This is a genomic window from Blastococcus sp. SYSU DS0541 (genome assembly GCF_054050875.1).
Genome location: NZ_JBJHAD010000016.1, coordinates 25,376 through 38,927 on the forward strand (window position 1 = coordinate 25,376; position 13,552 = coordinate 38,927).

At 76.4% G+C, this 13,552-nt stretch carries 12 protein-coding genes and 1 riboswitch; of the genes, 9 read left to right on the forward strand and 3 right to left on the reverse strand.

Annotated elements, in window-relative coordinates; all coding sequences use genetic code 11:
• Positions 1–20 precede the first annotated feature (20 nt).
• The 4 genes from ACI794_RS16310 (at position 21) to ACI794_RS16325 (ending at position 3,679) form a co-directional block, all read left to right on the forward strand.
• On the forward strand, positions 21–485 hold the full coding sequence (locus ACI794_RS16310) for an SRPBCC family protein (protein WP_456616867.1): 465 nt from the start codon (positions 21–23) through the stop codon (positions 483–485).
• 520 nt (positions 486–1,005) lie between these two features.
• Positions 1,006–1,878, forward strand: coding sequence for an alpha/beta fold hydrolase (locus ACI794_RS16315; RefSeq protein ID WP_456604094.1), 873 nt, complete (start codon positions 1,006–1,008; stop codon positions 1,876–1,878).
• 103 nt (positions 1,879–1,981) lie between these two features.
• Positions 1,982–2,602, forward strand: a complete 621-nt coding sequence (locus ACI794_RS16320; protein WP_456604095.1) for an AAA family ATPase — start codon at positions 1,982–1,984, stop codon at positions 2,600–2,602.
• Positions 2,603–2,650: 48 nt separating this feature from the next.
• A complete protein-coding gene (locus ACI794_RS16325) occupies positions 2,651–3,679 on the forward strand; it encodes an Atu2307/SP_0267 family LLM class monooxygenase (protein ID WP_456616868.1) in 1,029 nt (342 codons plus the stop codon).
• 51 nt (positions 3,680–3,730) lie between these two features.
• Here the strand turns inward: ACI794_RS16325 and ACI794_RS16330 are convergent, their stop codons facing one another.
• Complete coding sequence (locus ACI794_RS16330) at positions 3,731–3,949, reverse strand: hypothetical protein (protein WP_456616869.1); 219 nt, start codon at positions 3,947–3,949, stop codon at positions 3,731–3,733.
• 153 nt (positions 3,950–4,102) lie between these two features.
• Between ACI794_RS16330 and ACI794_RS16335 the strand changes: the two genes are divergently transcribed.
• Entirely contained in the window at positions 4,103–4,939 is an 837-nt protein-coding gene (locus ACI794_RS16335; RefSeq protein WP_456604097.1) for an HpcH/HpaI aldolase/citrate lyase family protein, read from the forward strand.
• 3 nt (positions 4,940–4,942) lie between these two features.
• On the opposite strand, the gene ACI794_RS16340 is transcribed toward ACI794_RS16335, so the two are convergent.
• The gene (locus ACI794_RS16340) at positions 4,943–6,529 is read right to left on the reverse strand and encodes a diguanylate cyclase (RefSeq protein ID WP_456616870.1); all 1,587 of its coding nucleotides are present in this window, start codon (positions 6,527–6,529) and stop codon (positions 4,943–4,945) included.
• A 79-nt stretch (positions 6,530–6,608) separates the two neighbouring features.
• Complete coding sequence (locus ACI794_RS16345; RefSeq protein ID WP_456616871.1) at positions 6,609–8,243, reverse strand: glycoside hydrolase family 13 protein; 1,635 nt, start codon at positions 8,241–8,243, stop codon at positions 6,609–6,611.
• 169 nt (positions 8,244–8,412) lie between these two features.
• On the opposite strand from ACI794_RS16345, the gene ACI794_RS16350 reads away from it, so the two are divergent.
• The 4 genes from ACI794_RS16350 (at position 8,413) to ACI794_RS16365 (ending at position 13,361) form a co-directional block, all read left to right on the forward strand.
• The gene (locus ACI794_RS16350; protein WP_456616872.1) at positions 8,413–9,642 is read left to right on the forward strand and encodes a saccharopine dehydrogenase family protein; all 1,230 of its coding nucleotides are present in this window, start codon (positions 8,413–8,415) and stop codon (positions 9,640–9,642) included.
• 69 nt (positions 9,643–9,711) lie between these two features.
• Positions 9,712–10,293 (forward strand): DNA-directed RNA polymerase subunit alpha C-terminal domain-containing protein, encoded by a 582-nt coding sequence (locus ACI794_RS16355; RefSeq protein ID WP_456604101.1) that lies wholly within the window; start codon positions 9,712–9,714, stop codon positions 10,291–10,293.
• A 13-nt stretch (positions 10,294–10,306) separates the two neighbouring features.
• Positions 10,307–11,917, forward strand: a complete 1,611-nt coding sequence (locus ACI794_RS16360; RefSeq protein WP_456616873.1) for a bifunctional 3'-5' exonuclease/DNA polymerase — start codon at positions 10,307–10,309, stop codon at positions 11,915–11,917.
• Between the two features lie 162 nt (positions 11,918–12,079).
• Positions 12,080–12,206, forward strand: a riboswitch (cyclic di-AMP (ydaO/yuaA leader).
• Between the two features lie 270 nt (positions 12,207–12,476).
• The gene (locus ACI794_RS16365; protein WP_456604103.1) at positions 12,477–13,361 is read left to right on the forward strand and encodes a hypothetical protein; all 885 of its coding nucleotides are present in this window, start codon (positions 12,477–12,479) and stop codon (positions 13,359–13,361) included.
• Positions 13,362–13,552: the final 191 nt, after the last annotated feature.

Below are 13,552 nucleotides of genomic sequence, written 5' to 3' on the forward strand. Positions count from 1 at the left end.
GTGGTTGCGAGACTGCGCCGATGAGCGAACTGCGCCACTCCGCCTCGATCGTCGTCGCCGCCTCCCCGGAGGAGCTGTACGACCTCGTCTCCGACGTCACGCGGACCGGTGAGTGGAGCCCGATCTGCCAGGAGTGCTGGTGGGACGAGGGTGCCACGGGGAAGGTCGGCGACCGGTTCACCGGGCGCAACGCCACGCCCGACCGCACCTGGGAGACCCGCTCGCGGGTGGTCGTCGCCGACCGCGGCCGCGAGTTCGCCTGGGTGGTCGGCGACGACTTCGTGCGGTGGGGCTTCGGCATGGCGCCGGTCACCGGCGGGACGCAGCTCACCGAGTCGTGGGAGTTCCTGCCCGCCGGCCTGGCGATGTTCGCCGAGCGCTTCGGGGAGCGCGCCGACGAGCAGATCGCGCTGCGCACCCGGCAGGCGCACGAGGGCATCCCGGTGACGCTCGCGGCCGTGAAGCACATCGCCGAGCGGGGCTGATCGGTCGGCTGCCGCCGTCCACCGGCACCGGCCGCGCCGGCCCGGCGCCGTTCCTCGACCAGCCCTCCTGGTCGAACAGGACGGTCAGCCGGTCGGGCTCCACGGACATGACCACGCCGTGCCCCCACTCGCGGTGCCGCACCTCGGCGTTCACCGGGAACGGTGCGTCGCCGACGGCGTGGTCCGCGGCCGTGCCGGCCTCGCACCATCTCGATCCGGGAGCGGATGAGCCGCTGGTGGGTCTCGGACACCTCCACGGCCTCCCGCACCGCCTGGCCGGGGGTGAGGTCCTGGTCCAGAACAACTCCAGCCGGCCGTCGTCGCTCTCGCGCTCCACCGCCAGGCGGAGGTTGGGCCGGTCGAAGCCGGCGACGATCTCGGCCGGGTCGCGCAGGCCCAGTCGTTCCGCGATGCGGCCGGCGCGGGGTCTGCTCACCGCCGGGCCACCGGGTCGCTGCGGACCGGTGGCCTCCGATCCGCCTCCAGCCTCTCCGGGGGCGCCCCGTCGTAGCCTCCCGGCATGCCGGACCAGACCTTCCAGCTCCCTTCCGCCCACGACGTCCCGGTCACCGCCTACCGGTGGGACCCCGCCGGCCCGGTCCGCGGCGTCGTGCAGCTCACCCACGGCATGGGTGAGCACCTGCTCCGCTACGAGGCGCTGGCCGCCGCGCTGACCGCGGCCGGCTGGCTGGTCGTGGGGCAGGACCACCGCGGTCACGGCGCCACGGCCGGCGACGGTGCGTGGGGCGACCTGGGGCCCGGCGGCTGGGACGAGCTGGTGCGCGACATCGGCCGGCTCAGCGCCCACGTGCGCGCCGAGCTCCCCGATGCGCCGCTGGTGCTGCTCGGGCACAGCATGGGTTCCTTCGCCGCGCAGCAGCACGTGCTGGACCACTCCGGGGAGCTCGCCGCCCTGGTGCTCACCGGGACGACGGTGCTGGACCTGATCGAGCCCGCGGTGGACCTGGACGGCCCCACCGACCTCTCGGCCTTCAACGCCCCGTTCCAGCCGGCCCGCACCGACTACGACTGGCTCTCCCGCGACGAGGCGCAGGTGGACGCCTACGTGGCCGACCCGCGGTGCGGCTTCGGCCTGGCCGCCGCCGACAGCCGGCAGATGTTCCTGGCCGGGCGGCAGCTGGCCGACATCGAGCGGCTGCGCGGGCTCCGCGACGACCTGCCGGTCTACGTGGCGGTGGGCGACGCGGACCCGCTCAACGGCCGGCTCGCGCTGGTGCAGGTGCTGGTCCACCGGCTGCGGGAGGCCGGCGTCCGGGACGTGACGCTGCAGGCCTACCCCGGCGCCCGGCACGAGGTCTTCAACGAGACCAACCGCGACGAGGTGGTCCGCGACCTGCTGACCTGGCTCGATCGGGTCGTCCCCGCGGGCTGAGCACGGCGCCGCGGGCCCGGTTCACAGCCGACACCCAGGGAGCTCCCCGGGAAACACCACCTCGGCGAGGGAGCCTCGCCCTCCCGAGCGAAGAGGAGGCGCCGTGGTCAGCAGCACGGTCCCGTCCGCAGCGCCCCGGAGCGGTGCGTCCGCGGCGCCGTCCGGCCGCGTCCTCCTGGTCGTGGGCGGGCTGCCGGGCAGCGGCAAGACCACGCTGCTGCGGCGCCTGCTCGCCGACGACGCCCCCGGCGTCGCCGCCCTGGACTCCGAGGACGTCGCCGCCCGGGTGCGCCGGGCGGGGATCGGCGTCCCGTACCGGCTGCTGCGGCCGTGGGTGCACTGTTGGCACCGGTGGCGCGTGCTGCGGACGGTGGGCGGCGACGCGCCGCTGGTCGTGCTCACCGACCCGTGGACCAGTTCCCCGTGGCGGAGCCTGGTGGCGCGGGTGGCCCGCCGGTCGGGCCGGACGCTGCGCGTGGTGCTGCTCGACGTGCCGCCCCCGCTCGCCCGGGCGGGCCAGCGGGCGCGCGGCCGGACGCTGCCGGGCGGCCGGATGCGGCGCCACGCGGCCCGGTGGAGCCGGTACCTCGAGCGGGTGCAGGCCACACCCGAGGGGGTCCTCGTCGTCGACCGGCCGGGGGGTGACGAGCTGACCTGGGAGGTCGCCCTGGGGGAGGCGGAGCCCGGGGCCGGCAGCGCCCTTCGCCACTGCCGTGTTGACTGAGCCGCGGGGCCGCCCGGTCCCTTTCGCACCGAGCTCCTGGAGGACGGCATGCACGTCGGCGTCGACAGCTTCGTCGCGGCGGTGACCGATCCGCGCACCGAGCGGCTGATCGGCCCGGAGGAGCGGATGGCGCACCTGCTCGAGGAGATCGAGCTCGCCGACCGAGTCGGGCTGTACTCCTTCGGCATCGGCGAGCACCACCGCAGCGAGTACTACGACTCCGCGCCGCCGGTGATCCTCGGGGCCGCCGCGGCGCGCACCTCGCGCATCCGGCTGGGCAGCGCGGTCACCGTGCTGAGCGCCGCCGACCCGGTGCGCGTCTTCCAGCAGTTCGCCACCCTCGACCTCATCTCCCGCGGCCGGGTCGACCTCGTGGTGGGGCGTGGCTCGTTCACCGAGGCCTTCCCGCTCTTCGGCCTCAGCCTGGCCGACTACGACGAGCTCTTCGCCGAGAAGCTCGACCTGCTGCTGCGCATCCGGGCGTCGGAGCACGTCACCTGGTCGGGGAAGCACCGGCCGCCGCTCACCGGGCAGGGCGTCCACCCTCGCCCGCTGCAGGACCCGCTGCCGATCTGGGTGGGGGTCGGGGGCACGCCGGAGTCCTTCGCGCGGGCCGGGCTGCTGGGTCTCCCCCTGATGGTCGCGATCATCGGCGGGGAGCCGCGCCAGTTCGCCCCGCTGGTCGACCTCTACCGCCGGGCCGGTGCGCACGCCGGGCACCCGCCCGAGGCGCTGCAGGTGGGGCTGCACGTCTTCGGCTTCGTGGCGGAGAGCACGCAGGCCGCCGCCGACACGATCTACCCGGGCTGGCACGAGATGTTCGCGAAGATCTCCCGCGAGCGGGGGTTCGCCACCCCGACACGGGCGCAGTTCGACGCCACCAGCGGCCCGGACGGCGCGTTCTTCATGGGCGACCCGGACACCGTGGCCGCCAAGCTGCGGCGGGTGTCCGAGCAGCTGGGCGGCGTGGACCGCGTGGCGCTGCAGATGACCAACCCGCGGCTGGGGCACGAGGACCTGCTGCGCGGCATCGAGCTCCTCGGCACCGACGTCGCCCCGCAGGTCGCCGGGGCCTGACGGCGGGCCGTCGCCCGCGGCCCCGGGGGACGCCGGCGACGGGCCGGGGGCTCAGGCCAGGCCCTCGTCGTGCGGCCCGATGCTGGCCGAGGGGTCGACGCCCTCGTCGGCCGCGGGCTGGACCGGGCCCTCGCCGGGCTCGGACCCGGAGCCGGCCGCGGTGTTGCGCGAGGAACGCTCCGGATCGGTGACGTCGGTCGTCGTCGGCGCCTGCCCGATCCGCCTGGCGGCCTCTCCGGTGCCGGTCTCCTCGAGGTTTCCGTCGGTCACGTCTGCTCCTCTCGTACGGGGTCGCCCCTGCGCGCGCGGCGTACCTCCAGGCCGTCTCAGGACACGTCGGCGGGCGCACCGGTGTGGTGCGCGCAACCGTCGGGCGTGGCGCGCCGGAAGGTGCTGGGAGCCGATCCGTACGAGGATGGGGACGTGGTGAGAACGCGGAAGGTCGGACCTGAGGACGCACGCTCCTGGCTGCTGGTGAACGGGGCGCGGACGGAGCTCTTCGACGTCGCCCACGAGTCACGGGCCGATGCGGTGGTGCTCGACATCGAGGACGCCGTCGACCCCGCCCGCAAGGGCGAGGCGCGCGAGGGCGTCGTCCAGTGGCTCTCCCGCGAGGACCGCAGCGCCTGGGTGCGGATCAACGACCACGAGACGCCGTACTGGGCCGACGACATGGCGGGGCTGGCCGGGCTGCCCGGGCTGCTCGGCGTCATGCTCGCCAAGGCCGAGGCCGCCGAGCACGTGACGGAGACGTTCGACCGTCTCGGCGGCGCCACGCCCGTCCTCGCGCTGGTCGAGTCGGCGCTCGGCATCGAGGAGGCGGTGAACATCGCCCGGGCCCGTGGGGCCTTCCGCCTCGCGTTCGGCAGCGGCGACTACCGCCGCGACACCGGCACCAGCGCCGACGAGCTGGCCATGTCCTACCCGCGGACGCGCCTGGTGCTGGCCAGCCGCATCGGTGGCCTGCCCGGGCCGATCGACGGCCCGACCGTGAGCACCAGCCTGCCGGTCCTGCGGGAGCAGAGCGCCGTCACCGTCTCCCTCGGGCTGACCGGGAAGCTGTGCCTGGACATGGACCAGCTGCCGGTGATCAACGAGGTCATCAGCCCCGCGCCTTCGGACGTCGCCTGGGCTCGTGACTTCCTCGCCGACTTCGACGCCCGCGGGCAGGTCATCCGCGACGGCAGCGACCTGCCCCGCCTCGGCCGCGCACGCAAGATCGAGCGGCTGGCCGGGATCTTCGGGGTCGAGCCCGTCTGACGCTCAGGCCACGGTGACGACGCGGTCGCGGCCCTGCCGCTTCGCCGCGTACAGCGAGGCGTCGGCGCGGCCGAGCACCTCCGCGGGCGTGCTGCCGCCGCCGGCGATCCCGATGCTGACGGTCACCGGGACGCCACCGGTCAGCGCCGCCCACGGGTGCTCGGCGATCGCCCGGCGGACGCCCTCCAGGTGCCACGCCGCCGCACCGGGCCCGGTGCCGGTCTGCACCAGCAGGAACTCCTCGCCGCCCAGCCGGGCGGCGAACGACCCGGCGGAGCCCGTGGCGGTCTCCTGGAGGATCGCGGCGACGGCCCGCAGCACCTGGTCACCGACCTCGTGGGAGCAGGTGTCGTTGACCCGCTTGAAGTGGTCGAGGTCCAGCAGTGCCACGGTCACGTCGCCCGGGCGGGCCGCCAGCAGGCGCGGCAGCTCCTCGTCGACGTAGCGGCGGTTGTACAGCCCGGTCAGCGGGTCGCGCAGCGAGAGCTCCCGGTACCTGCGGCTCTGCCGGCGGGCCTCGGTGGTCTCGTACATGGCCTGCAGCGCGCGGGCCCGCGCGTCGCGCTCGCCCGACTGCAGCTCCATGAGCTCGGCGCAGTAGCGCTTGTGCTCCTCGTACGCCGCCCGGAAGCGACCGCGGGCCGCGTGCAGCTCGGCCAGCTCGCGGCGGGCCCGCACGCGGATGGACGTCAGCCCGAACCGCTCGCAGCGGCGCACGCACTCGTCGAGGCTCTCCTGCGCCTCGTCCAGGCGCCCGCGGCGACGGCGGATCTCGGTGAGGGTCAGCAGGAAGTCGGCCCCGGCGTCGCCGTCCAGCGAGGCGTCGAGCAGCTCCGGGTGGAGACCGGGCGCCATGGCGGTCTCGGCGTCCTCGAGGCACCCCAGCTCCATGAGGGCACGGCCGATCGTGTCCAGCCGGCCGACCCCGAGCGGGATGCCGTGCCGCGCCGCCAGCTCCTGCAGCTTCCGGCTCCAGACCAGGGCCTCCTCGAACCGCCCGGAGAGGCTCTCGCAGTAGGTGCGGTTGTTGAGCACGAGCAGCTGCCGGTCGACGTCGTCGATCTCCTCGGCCAGCTCCAGCACGTGGTCGTAGCGGTCACGGGCGGCGAGGTCGCCGTTGAGCCCCAGGCAGTCGGCCAGCCGCGCGTGGAGGTCGATCCGGGTCTGGGGCCGGACCTCCTCGTCGATCAGCTCGACGGCGCGGACGGCGTGCTCCAGCGCCAGGGAGAGGTCGCCCAGCTCCTGGAACACCGCGGTCAGGACGAAGTGGCTCCGCGCCAGGAGGCGCCGGGAGCCGCGGTCGGCGGCCCAGCGGTTGATCTCCTCGGCCACCCGGCCGGCCTCGGCCACGTTGCCGAGCCGCCGCACCAGGTCGGCCTGCACCAGCCGGGCGCGCTGCTCCAGCTCGGGCATGCGCAGCCGGCGGGCCTCGGTCAGCGCCTGCTCGGCCCGCTGTTCGAGGCCGTCGTCGTCGAACCGGGAGCGGTCCTCCAGCTCGTCGATCCGCGCCGAGAGCGGCGCCGCGCCGGCGTCCGGGGGACGTGGTACGGGCAGGTCGGGAGCACGCTCCCCACCGGATCGTTCCGCCACGCTGGTCACCCGACCCCATCGGCCGGTCGCCGGCCCGGCTCCAGCGTCCGGCCCCGGGAACCCCCTCGTACGGGTGGGGTCAGCCCTCGGCGAGCCAGATCGCGGTGTGCGGCGGCAGCGCCACGGTCGCCGGGGAGCGGCGCACGTGCGTGTTGGACGCCAGCAGGACCGTGCCGCGGGTGCGCACCAGCGTCGTGCCCGTGCCCATGTTGACCACGCACCGGACCACGCTGCCGTCACCGGCGGTGCACCGGACAGTGAGGACGTCGCCCCGCGTGCTGACCGTGGCCTCGCCGGAGCCCAGCGCCGGGTGCGCCTCGCGCAGCGCCAGCGCCCGCCGGTAGAGGGTCAGCATCGAGCCGCCGTCGCGCGACTGGCGGGACACGGCGTACCGGTCCCACTGGTCGGGGATCGGCAGCCAGGGCTCGGCGTCGGGCCGGGTGGAGAAACCGACCCCGGGTGCCGGGTTCCAGGGCATCGGCACGCGGCAGCCGTCCCGCCCGCTGCGGGCGCCGCCGCTGCGGAAGAAGATCGGGTCCCGCTTGGCCTCGTCCGGGACGTCGGCCTGCGGCAGGCCCAGTTCGTCGCCGGCGTAGACGTAGGCGGAGCCGGGCAGCGCCAGCATCAGCAGCGCGGCGGCCCGGGCGCGGGCGGCGCCCACGGCGCCACCGCCGAACCGGGTGACCTGCCGGTCCTTGTCGTGATTGCCGAGCACCCAGGAGACCGGGGCGCCGACCTCGCCGAAGGCGTCCAGCGCGCTGCGCACGCCGTCGGCGAAGGCCTCGGTCGACCAGGCCGACTTCAGCAGCCGGAAGCTGAACGACTGGTGCATCTCGTCGGGGCGCGAGTACAGGGCGACCTCGCGCGGGTCGGCCAGGCACACCTCGCCGACGAGCATCGTGTCGGGGTACTCGTCGCAGATCGACCGCCAGCGCCGCCAGACGTCGTGCACCTCGGGCTGGTTCCAGGTCATCGCCTGCTCGGGGCCGTGCCCGAACAGGGTGGGGGAGTAGGCCCCCGGGTTGTCGCGCAGGCCGGCGTCCTTGAACAGGCCGTAGGCGACGTCGACGCGGAAGCCGCTGACGCCGCGGTCGAGCCAGAAGCGCAGGGTCCGCTCGAAGTCCGCGGCGACGGCCGGGTCGCGCCAGTTGAGGTCGGGCTGCTCGGGGGCGAACAGGTGCAGGTACCAGCGGCCGTCGGGGGTGCGCGACCACGCCGGCCCGCCGAAGAGCGACTGCCAGTTGTTCGGCGGCTCCTCCGACGGCGGCGCGAAGTGGTAGCGCGACGCCTCGAGGCACCCCGGGTCGGCCAGCGCGGCCTGGAACCAGGGGTGCCGGTCGGAGGTGTGGTTGGGAACGACGTCCAGCACCACCCGCAGGCCCAGCGCGCGGGCCTCGGCGACGAGCGCCTCCAGGTCGGCGACGTCGCCGTACTCCGGGTCGACGGCGCGGTAGTCCACGATGTCGTAGCCGCCGTCGGCTCCCCCGGAGGGGTAGTGCGGGTTGATCCACACCGCGTCGACGCCCAGCCACGACAGGTAGGGCAGCCGGGACCGCAGCCCGGCGAGATCCCCGATGCCGTCGCCGTTGCCGTCGGCGAACGAGCGCAGGTAGACCTGGTAGACCACCGCCGACCGCCACCACGGGGACGTCGACGACCGTTCCGCGACCTGCCGACGGGTCGCGGTCCGCACCGATGCGAGCCGCACTGCCATGCGCCCTCCATCGGCACCCTCCCGGGCTCCTGACGCACAGAGGGGGTCGGAGTGACCCGTGTTCCGGCTCGTGACCTCCCCGAGACGTGCCCGCGCGCCGCCGGCATCGCGGCCGGGGGTGGCGCCGGCCGGCGGGACACCCGGTCCCGCGGCAGGTCAGGATGGCCGCATGGCAGAAGACGCACGGACCCACGACCTCGTCGTCTACGGGGCCACCGGCTTCGTCGGCCGGCTGCTGGCGGGCTACCTCGCCGACCACGCCCCGCCCGAGATCCGCATCGCGCTGGCCGGCCGTTCCCGGGAGCGGCTCGAGGAGGTCCGCCGGGCACTGCCCTCCGGCGGTCGGAACTGGACCCTGGTCGAGGCCGACTCCACCGACCCCGCCTCGCTGGACGCCCTCGCGGCCGCGACCCGCGTGCTGGTGACGACCGTGGGCCCGTACGCCCGGTACGGGCTGCCGGTCGTGGAGGCCTGCGCCCGGGCCGGCACCCACTACGCCGACCTCACCGGCGAGGTGCTCTTCGTCCGGGACGCGATCGACCGCTGCGACGCCGTCGCCCAGGAGACCGGCGCGCGGATCGTGCACGCGTGCGGCTACGACTCGATCCCCTCGGACCTCAGCGTGTTCCTGCTGGCCCGGCAGGCCGCGGCCGACGGCGCCGGCTGCCTGCGCGACGTGCAGCTGGTCGCCACCCTGCGGGGCGGGTTCAGCGGCGGGACCATCGACTCGATGCGCGCACAGGTGGAGGCGCTGCAGGCCGACCCGGCCCGGCGCCGGGTGGTCGGCGACCCCTTCGCGCTGAGCCCCGACCGGGCGGCGGAGCCCGACACCCGCCAGCCGCGGGACGCCGGCATGCCCACGCAGACCCCCGACGGTCGGTGGACGGCGCCGTTCGTGATGGCCCCCTTCAACACCCGCATCGTCCGGCGCAGCAACGCGCTGCAGGACTGGGCCTACGGGCGGGAGCTGCGGTACGGCGAGGTGATGGGCGTGGGGCGCGGCCCGGTGGGCGCCGTGACCGCCGCCGGGGTCACCGCCGGGCTGCTCGCCACCGTGTCGGCGATGAGCCTCTCGCCGACCCGCGCGCTGCTGGACCGGGTGCTGCCCGCGCCCGGCACCGGCCCCAGCGAGTCCGTCCGGGAGAAGGGCTGGTTCCGCATGGTCGTCGACGCCACCGCCGAGGACGGGCGGCGCTACCGGGCGACGGCCGCGGGCAGCGGTGACCCGGGGTACAAGGCCACCGCCGTGATGCTCGGGGAGAGCGCCCTCGCGCTCGCCCTGGACGGCGACCGGCTGCCCGACCGGGCGGGGTCGCTCACCCCGGCGACGGCGATGGGGGAGGTGCTGGTCGAGCGGCTGCGGGCTGCCGGGCACGCCTACGAGTTGGTCGCGGTCTGAGAGTCCTCCCGTGGGCCGGCCGACCGCCTCCGGAGCAGGCGTCGGGGGGCATGGCTAGGGTTGACCGACATGCCGACCAGCGCACCGGGACAGCCCGCGGGGACGATCCGGGACCTGGGCCTCCCCGCCCGGGCGGTCACCGCCCTCAGCCGCGCCGGGATCACCGAGGTCGAGGCGCTCGCGACCCTCAGCCGGCGGGAGCTCAGCGCCGTCGCGGGCCTCGGCCCCGGGCTGGTGGCCGCGATCCGGGCCGTCGTCCCCGAGCCGCCCGCCCGGCTGCGGGGCGCCGACGACCGGCCCGGTGCGGCGGCGCGGGACGGCGAGGGACCGGTGGCGCCGGTCATCCCGTCGTTCGAGTCGCTGCGGGGGCCGCGGCGCCGGTCGGCGGTCGACCTCCTGCTGCCCGGGGCCCCGGAGCGGCGGGAGGCCCGGGAGCAACAGGCCGTCCCCTCCCCGCCCCCCGCGCCGCCCCGGCCCGTCGCCCCCGCCGGCCGCTCCACGCCGGGCGGGGCCGGGGACCCTCCCGCCGTCCGCCCGCCCGACTACGCCGACCTGCTCCGCCTGGGCGTGCACGTCGCCCGCGCGGTCCTGGTCCTGCCGGCGCGCTGCCTGCACCGGCTGCTCGGCCGGGGCGCCCCGCCGACCCCGTAGGCCCGGGGCGCGGGTGGAGCGGGTCCTGCTCCGGCGCAGCGGTGAGGCGGTGGAGGCCGTCGAGCTCGACGCGGACGGGGCGACCGGCGCGCGGCTGGACCGGGCGGCGCTGGCCGGGTACGTGCGTCGGCGCGAGACGGGCCCCGCGCCGGTCCGCTGGGTGTGGGACGACACCACCCGCTGGTACCCGGCGCTGCTCGCGGCCGGGGTCCGGGTGGAGCGGTGCAGCGACCTGCGGCTGGGCCACGCGATCCTGCGGCGGTCGCCGTTCGCCGCCCGGGAGCTGCTGGCCGGGGAGGACACCCCGGGCTGGGACGCGCTGGCGCCCGGCCCGCCGCCGGAGTCGGCCCTGTTCCCGCTGGCCGACCCCGCCGACCTCCTCGACCCGCTGGCCGAGCACCGGCGCCAGCAGGCGACCGTGGCCGCCTCGCCGGAACGGGACCGGCTCGCCCTGCTGCTGGCCGCGGAGTCCTCCGGTGCGCTGGTCGCGGCCGAGCTCGCGCACACCGGGCTGCCGTGGCGCACCGACGTGCACGAGCGCCTGCTGACCGGCCTGCTCGGTCCGCGCCCGTCGGCCGGTGCTCGCCCGGCGGTCCTCGAGCGGCTGCTGGGCGAGGTCCGGAGGTCGTTCGGGGCGCCCGCGCTCAACCCCGACTCGCCCGGCGAGCTGCTGCGGGTCCTGCAGCACGCCGGGCTGCCGATCGCCGATACCCGGTCCTGGACGCTGGAGCAGCTGGACCACCCCGGCATCCCGGCCCTCCTGGAGTACCGGAAGCTGTCCCGGCTGCTCGCGGCCAACGGGTGGGCGTGGCTGGACACCTGGGTGCGCGACGGCCGGTTCCGCGCGGTCTTCGTCCCCGGTGGGGTGGTGACCGGGCGGTGGGCGTCCTCCGGGGGTGGGGCGCTCTCGGTGCCCACCGTCGTCCGGCCAGCGGCGGTCGCCGACCAGGGGTGGCGGTTCGTCGTCGCCGACGTCGCCCAGCTGGAGCCGCGGGTGCTGGCGGGGATGAGCGGGGACGGGGCCATGGCCGAGGCGGCGCGGGCCGCCGACCTCTACGCGGGGATGGTCGCCGCGGGCACCGTGGCCACCCGGGCCGACGCCAAGCTCGGCATCCTCGGCGCGATGTACGGCGGCACCCGGGGTGAGAGCGGGCGCATGATGCCCCGGCTGGCGCGCCGCTACCCCCGCGCCATCGGGCTGGTGGAGGACGCCGCCCGCGCCGGGGAGTGCGGCGAGGTGGTGCACACCCTGCTCGGCCGGGGGTCGCCGCGGCCCGGGGCGTGGCCGCACGAGGAAGGGGACCGGGCCCGCCGCGCCTGGGGCCGGTTCACCCGCAACTTCGTCGTCCAGGGCACGGGCGCGGAGTGGGCGCTGTGCTGGCTGGCCGACCTCCGCAACCGGCTGTGGCGGCTCGGGGACGGCGACACCGTCGGCGCGCGGCCGCACCTGGTGTTCTTCCTCCACGACGAGGTGGTGGTGCACACGCCCGAGCACCTGGCCGACGAGGTGGCCGAGGCGGTCCGCGCCGCCGCGGCGACCGCCGGGCGGCTGCTGTTCGGCGCCTTTCCCGTCGACTTCCCGCTCGACGTCGCCGTCGTGCGGTCCTGGGCGGACGCCGGCTGACGCGCGCCCGCGCTACACCACCGACCGGGCCGGCGGCCCACCGCGACACACGTCACGTCCTGGAAATCGGCGCCTGCGGATTGTCACGACTGCATAACGACGGTTACGGTGGCTGGGCCCGGCCGGTCGTTCTCTCCCCGCCAGGGGAGGTCCGCCGGGCGCCGCCGAGCCGTCCTCCGGGACGGGCCGGGGACCCACCGCAGCACTGGGGTGAATCGCGCGCCGGCCACGTGACGGCGCGGGTAGGGCGACTTCCTGCGCCCGAATCCGTCAGCTAACCCGGTAGGCGGCACCACGGAAGAAACGGAGAGCCGCCCCGAATGGCGCGCCCCTGCACCGCCGCACGACCCTGCGCCCGCCGGCACCGCCGCCTCCGGGCCCGTCCGCGGATCTGATCGCACGCGCCGCCCGGCGCCCCGCCGGTCGCCCGCCGACCCGCACCGGCCTCCCCGCCGCTGCGTGCCGGCCCCGCGACCCGCGCCCGGGCCCGCTGTCCGCATCCTCCGCGGTCCGCCGTCACCGGCCGACCGCGCCCCACACCCCGGAGCACCCGAACACCATGGACCCCCGCACCACCACCGGCCGACGCGGCCGGCTCGCCCTCCACCGCCCGCCGGCGTCCGTCCGCCGGCCGGCCCTCTACCTCGCCGTCGCGGTCGCCGGCGCCGTCCTGGTCAACGGCCTCGTCGGTACCGACCCCGCCGTCCAGGCCGGGGCCACCACCTCCGAGTCCGTCAGCGTCGCCCAGGAGCTGGGCCTCTCCGCGCAGTCGGGCCCCGTCGACGTCACCGAGGACCTCCAGGCGCTGGAGGACCTGGCGGCCAGCCGCAGCACGCGCGAGGCCGACCAGGCCGCCGCGCAGCAGGCCCAGGCCGCCGCCGACCAGGCGGAGCTGGACCGGCAGAAGGCGGAGGCGGAGGCCGTGGCCCGCGCCGAGGCCGAGAAGAAGGCGGCCGAGGAGGCCGCGGCGGCGGAGGCCGCGGCGGCCGAGCAGGCCCACGAGCACGCCCCGGCGGCCCCGGCCAGCCCGACGCAGCAGGCGCGGGCGGCAGCCACCGCCGCCGCCTCGGTGGCGGCCTCCGCCGTCGCCCGCATCACCAACAGCTCCGGCAGCGTGCGCCCGCAGGTCCAGGCCGCGGCCGACGCCGTGGTCAGCAACGTGCCCGGCGCCGCGGGGATCACCCTGGGCGGCACCCGGCCCAGCGCCGCCGACCCGGGCGGGCACCCCTCGGGGCTGGCGCTGGACTACATGGTGATGTCGAACGCCGCCCTCGGGGACGCCATCGTCGAGTACCACCGCGCGCACTGGGCCGAGCTCGGCGTGGACTACCTCATCTGGGAGCAGCGGATGCTCTCCTCGCCGGGCGGCTCCTGGCAGGCCATGGAGGACCGCGGCAGCGGCACGGCGAACCACTTCGACCACGTGCACGTCAACTACAACTGAGCACTCCCGCAGCGGCTCCCAGGTGACCCGGCGGATCCCGGCCGGGTGCCTGCGTGCTGTCCCTCTCGGAGCGGATCCCCGCGGCCGGTAGGGCGGTCGGCCCGGCCGACCGCCGCTTGCAACCTCGTCGGGCGTGTCGCGGTTCAGGCCCCCTCGTGGTGGGCACCCATGAGAGGCGCACGGGCACGCGA

Bases quoted from the DNA above. Each gene is read 5' to 3' on its own strand.
- ACI794_RS16310 (WP_456616867.1), top strand. From the start codon at position 21: ATGAGCGAACTGCGCCACTCCGCCTCGATCGTCGTCGCCGCCTCCCCG.
- ACI794_RS16315 (WP_456604094.1), top strand. From the start codon at position 1,006: ATGCCGGACCAGACCTTCCAGCTCCCTTCCGCCCACGACGTCCCGGTC.
- ACI794_RS16325 (WP_456616868.1), top strand. From the start codon at position 2,651: ATGCACGTCGGCGTCGACAGCTTCGTCGCGGCGGTGACCGATCCGCGC.
- ACI794_RS16345 (WP_456616871.1), bottom strand. From the start codon at position 8,243: ATGGCAGTGCGGCTCGCATCGGTGCGGACCGCGACCCGTCGGCAGGTC.
- ACI794_RS16350 (WP_456616872.1), top strand. From the start codon at position 8,413: ATGGCAGAAGACGCACGGACCCACGACCTCGTCGTCTACGGGGCCACC.
- ACI794_RS16355 (WP_456604101.1), top strand. From the start codon at position 9,712: ATGCCGACCAGCGCACCGGGACAGCCCGCGGGGACGATCCGGGACCTG.
- ACI794_RS16365 (WP_456604103.1), top strand. From the start codon at position 12,477: ATGGACCCCCGCACCACCACCGGCCGACGCGGCCGGCTCGCCCTCCAC.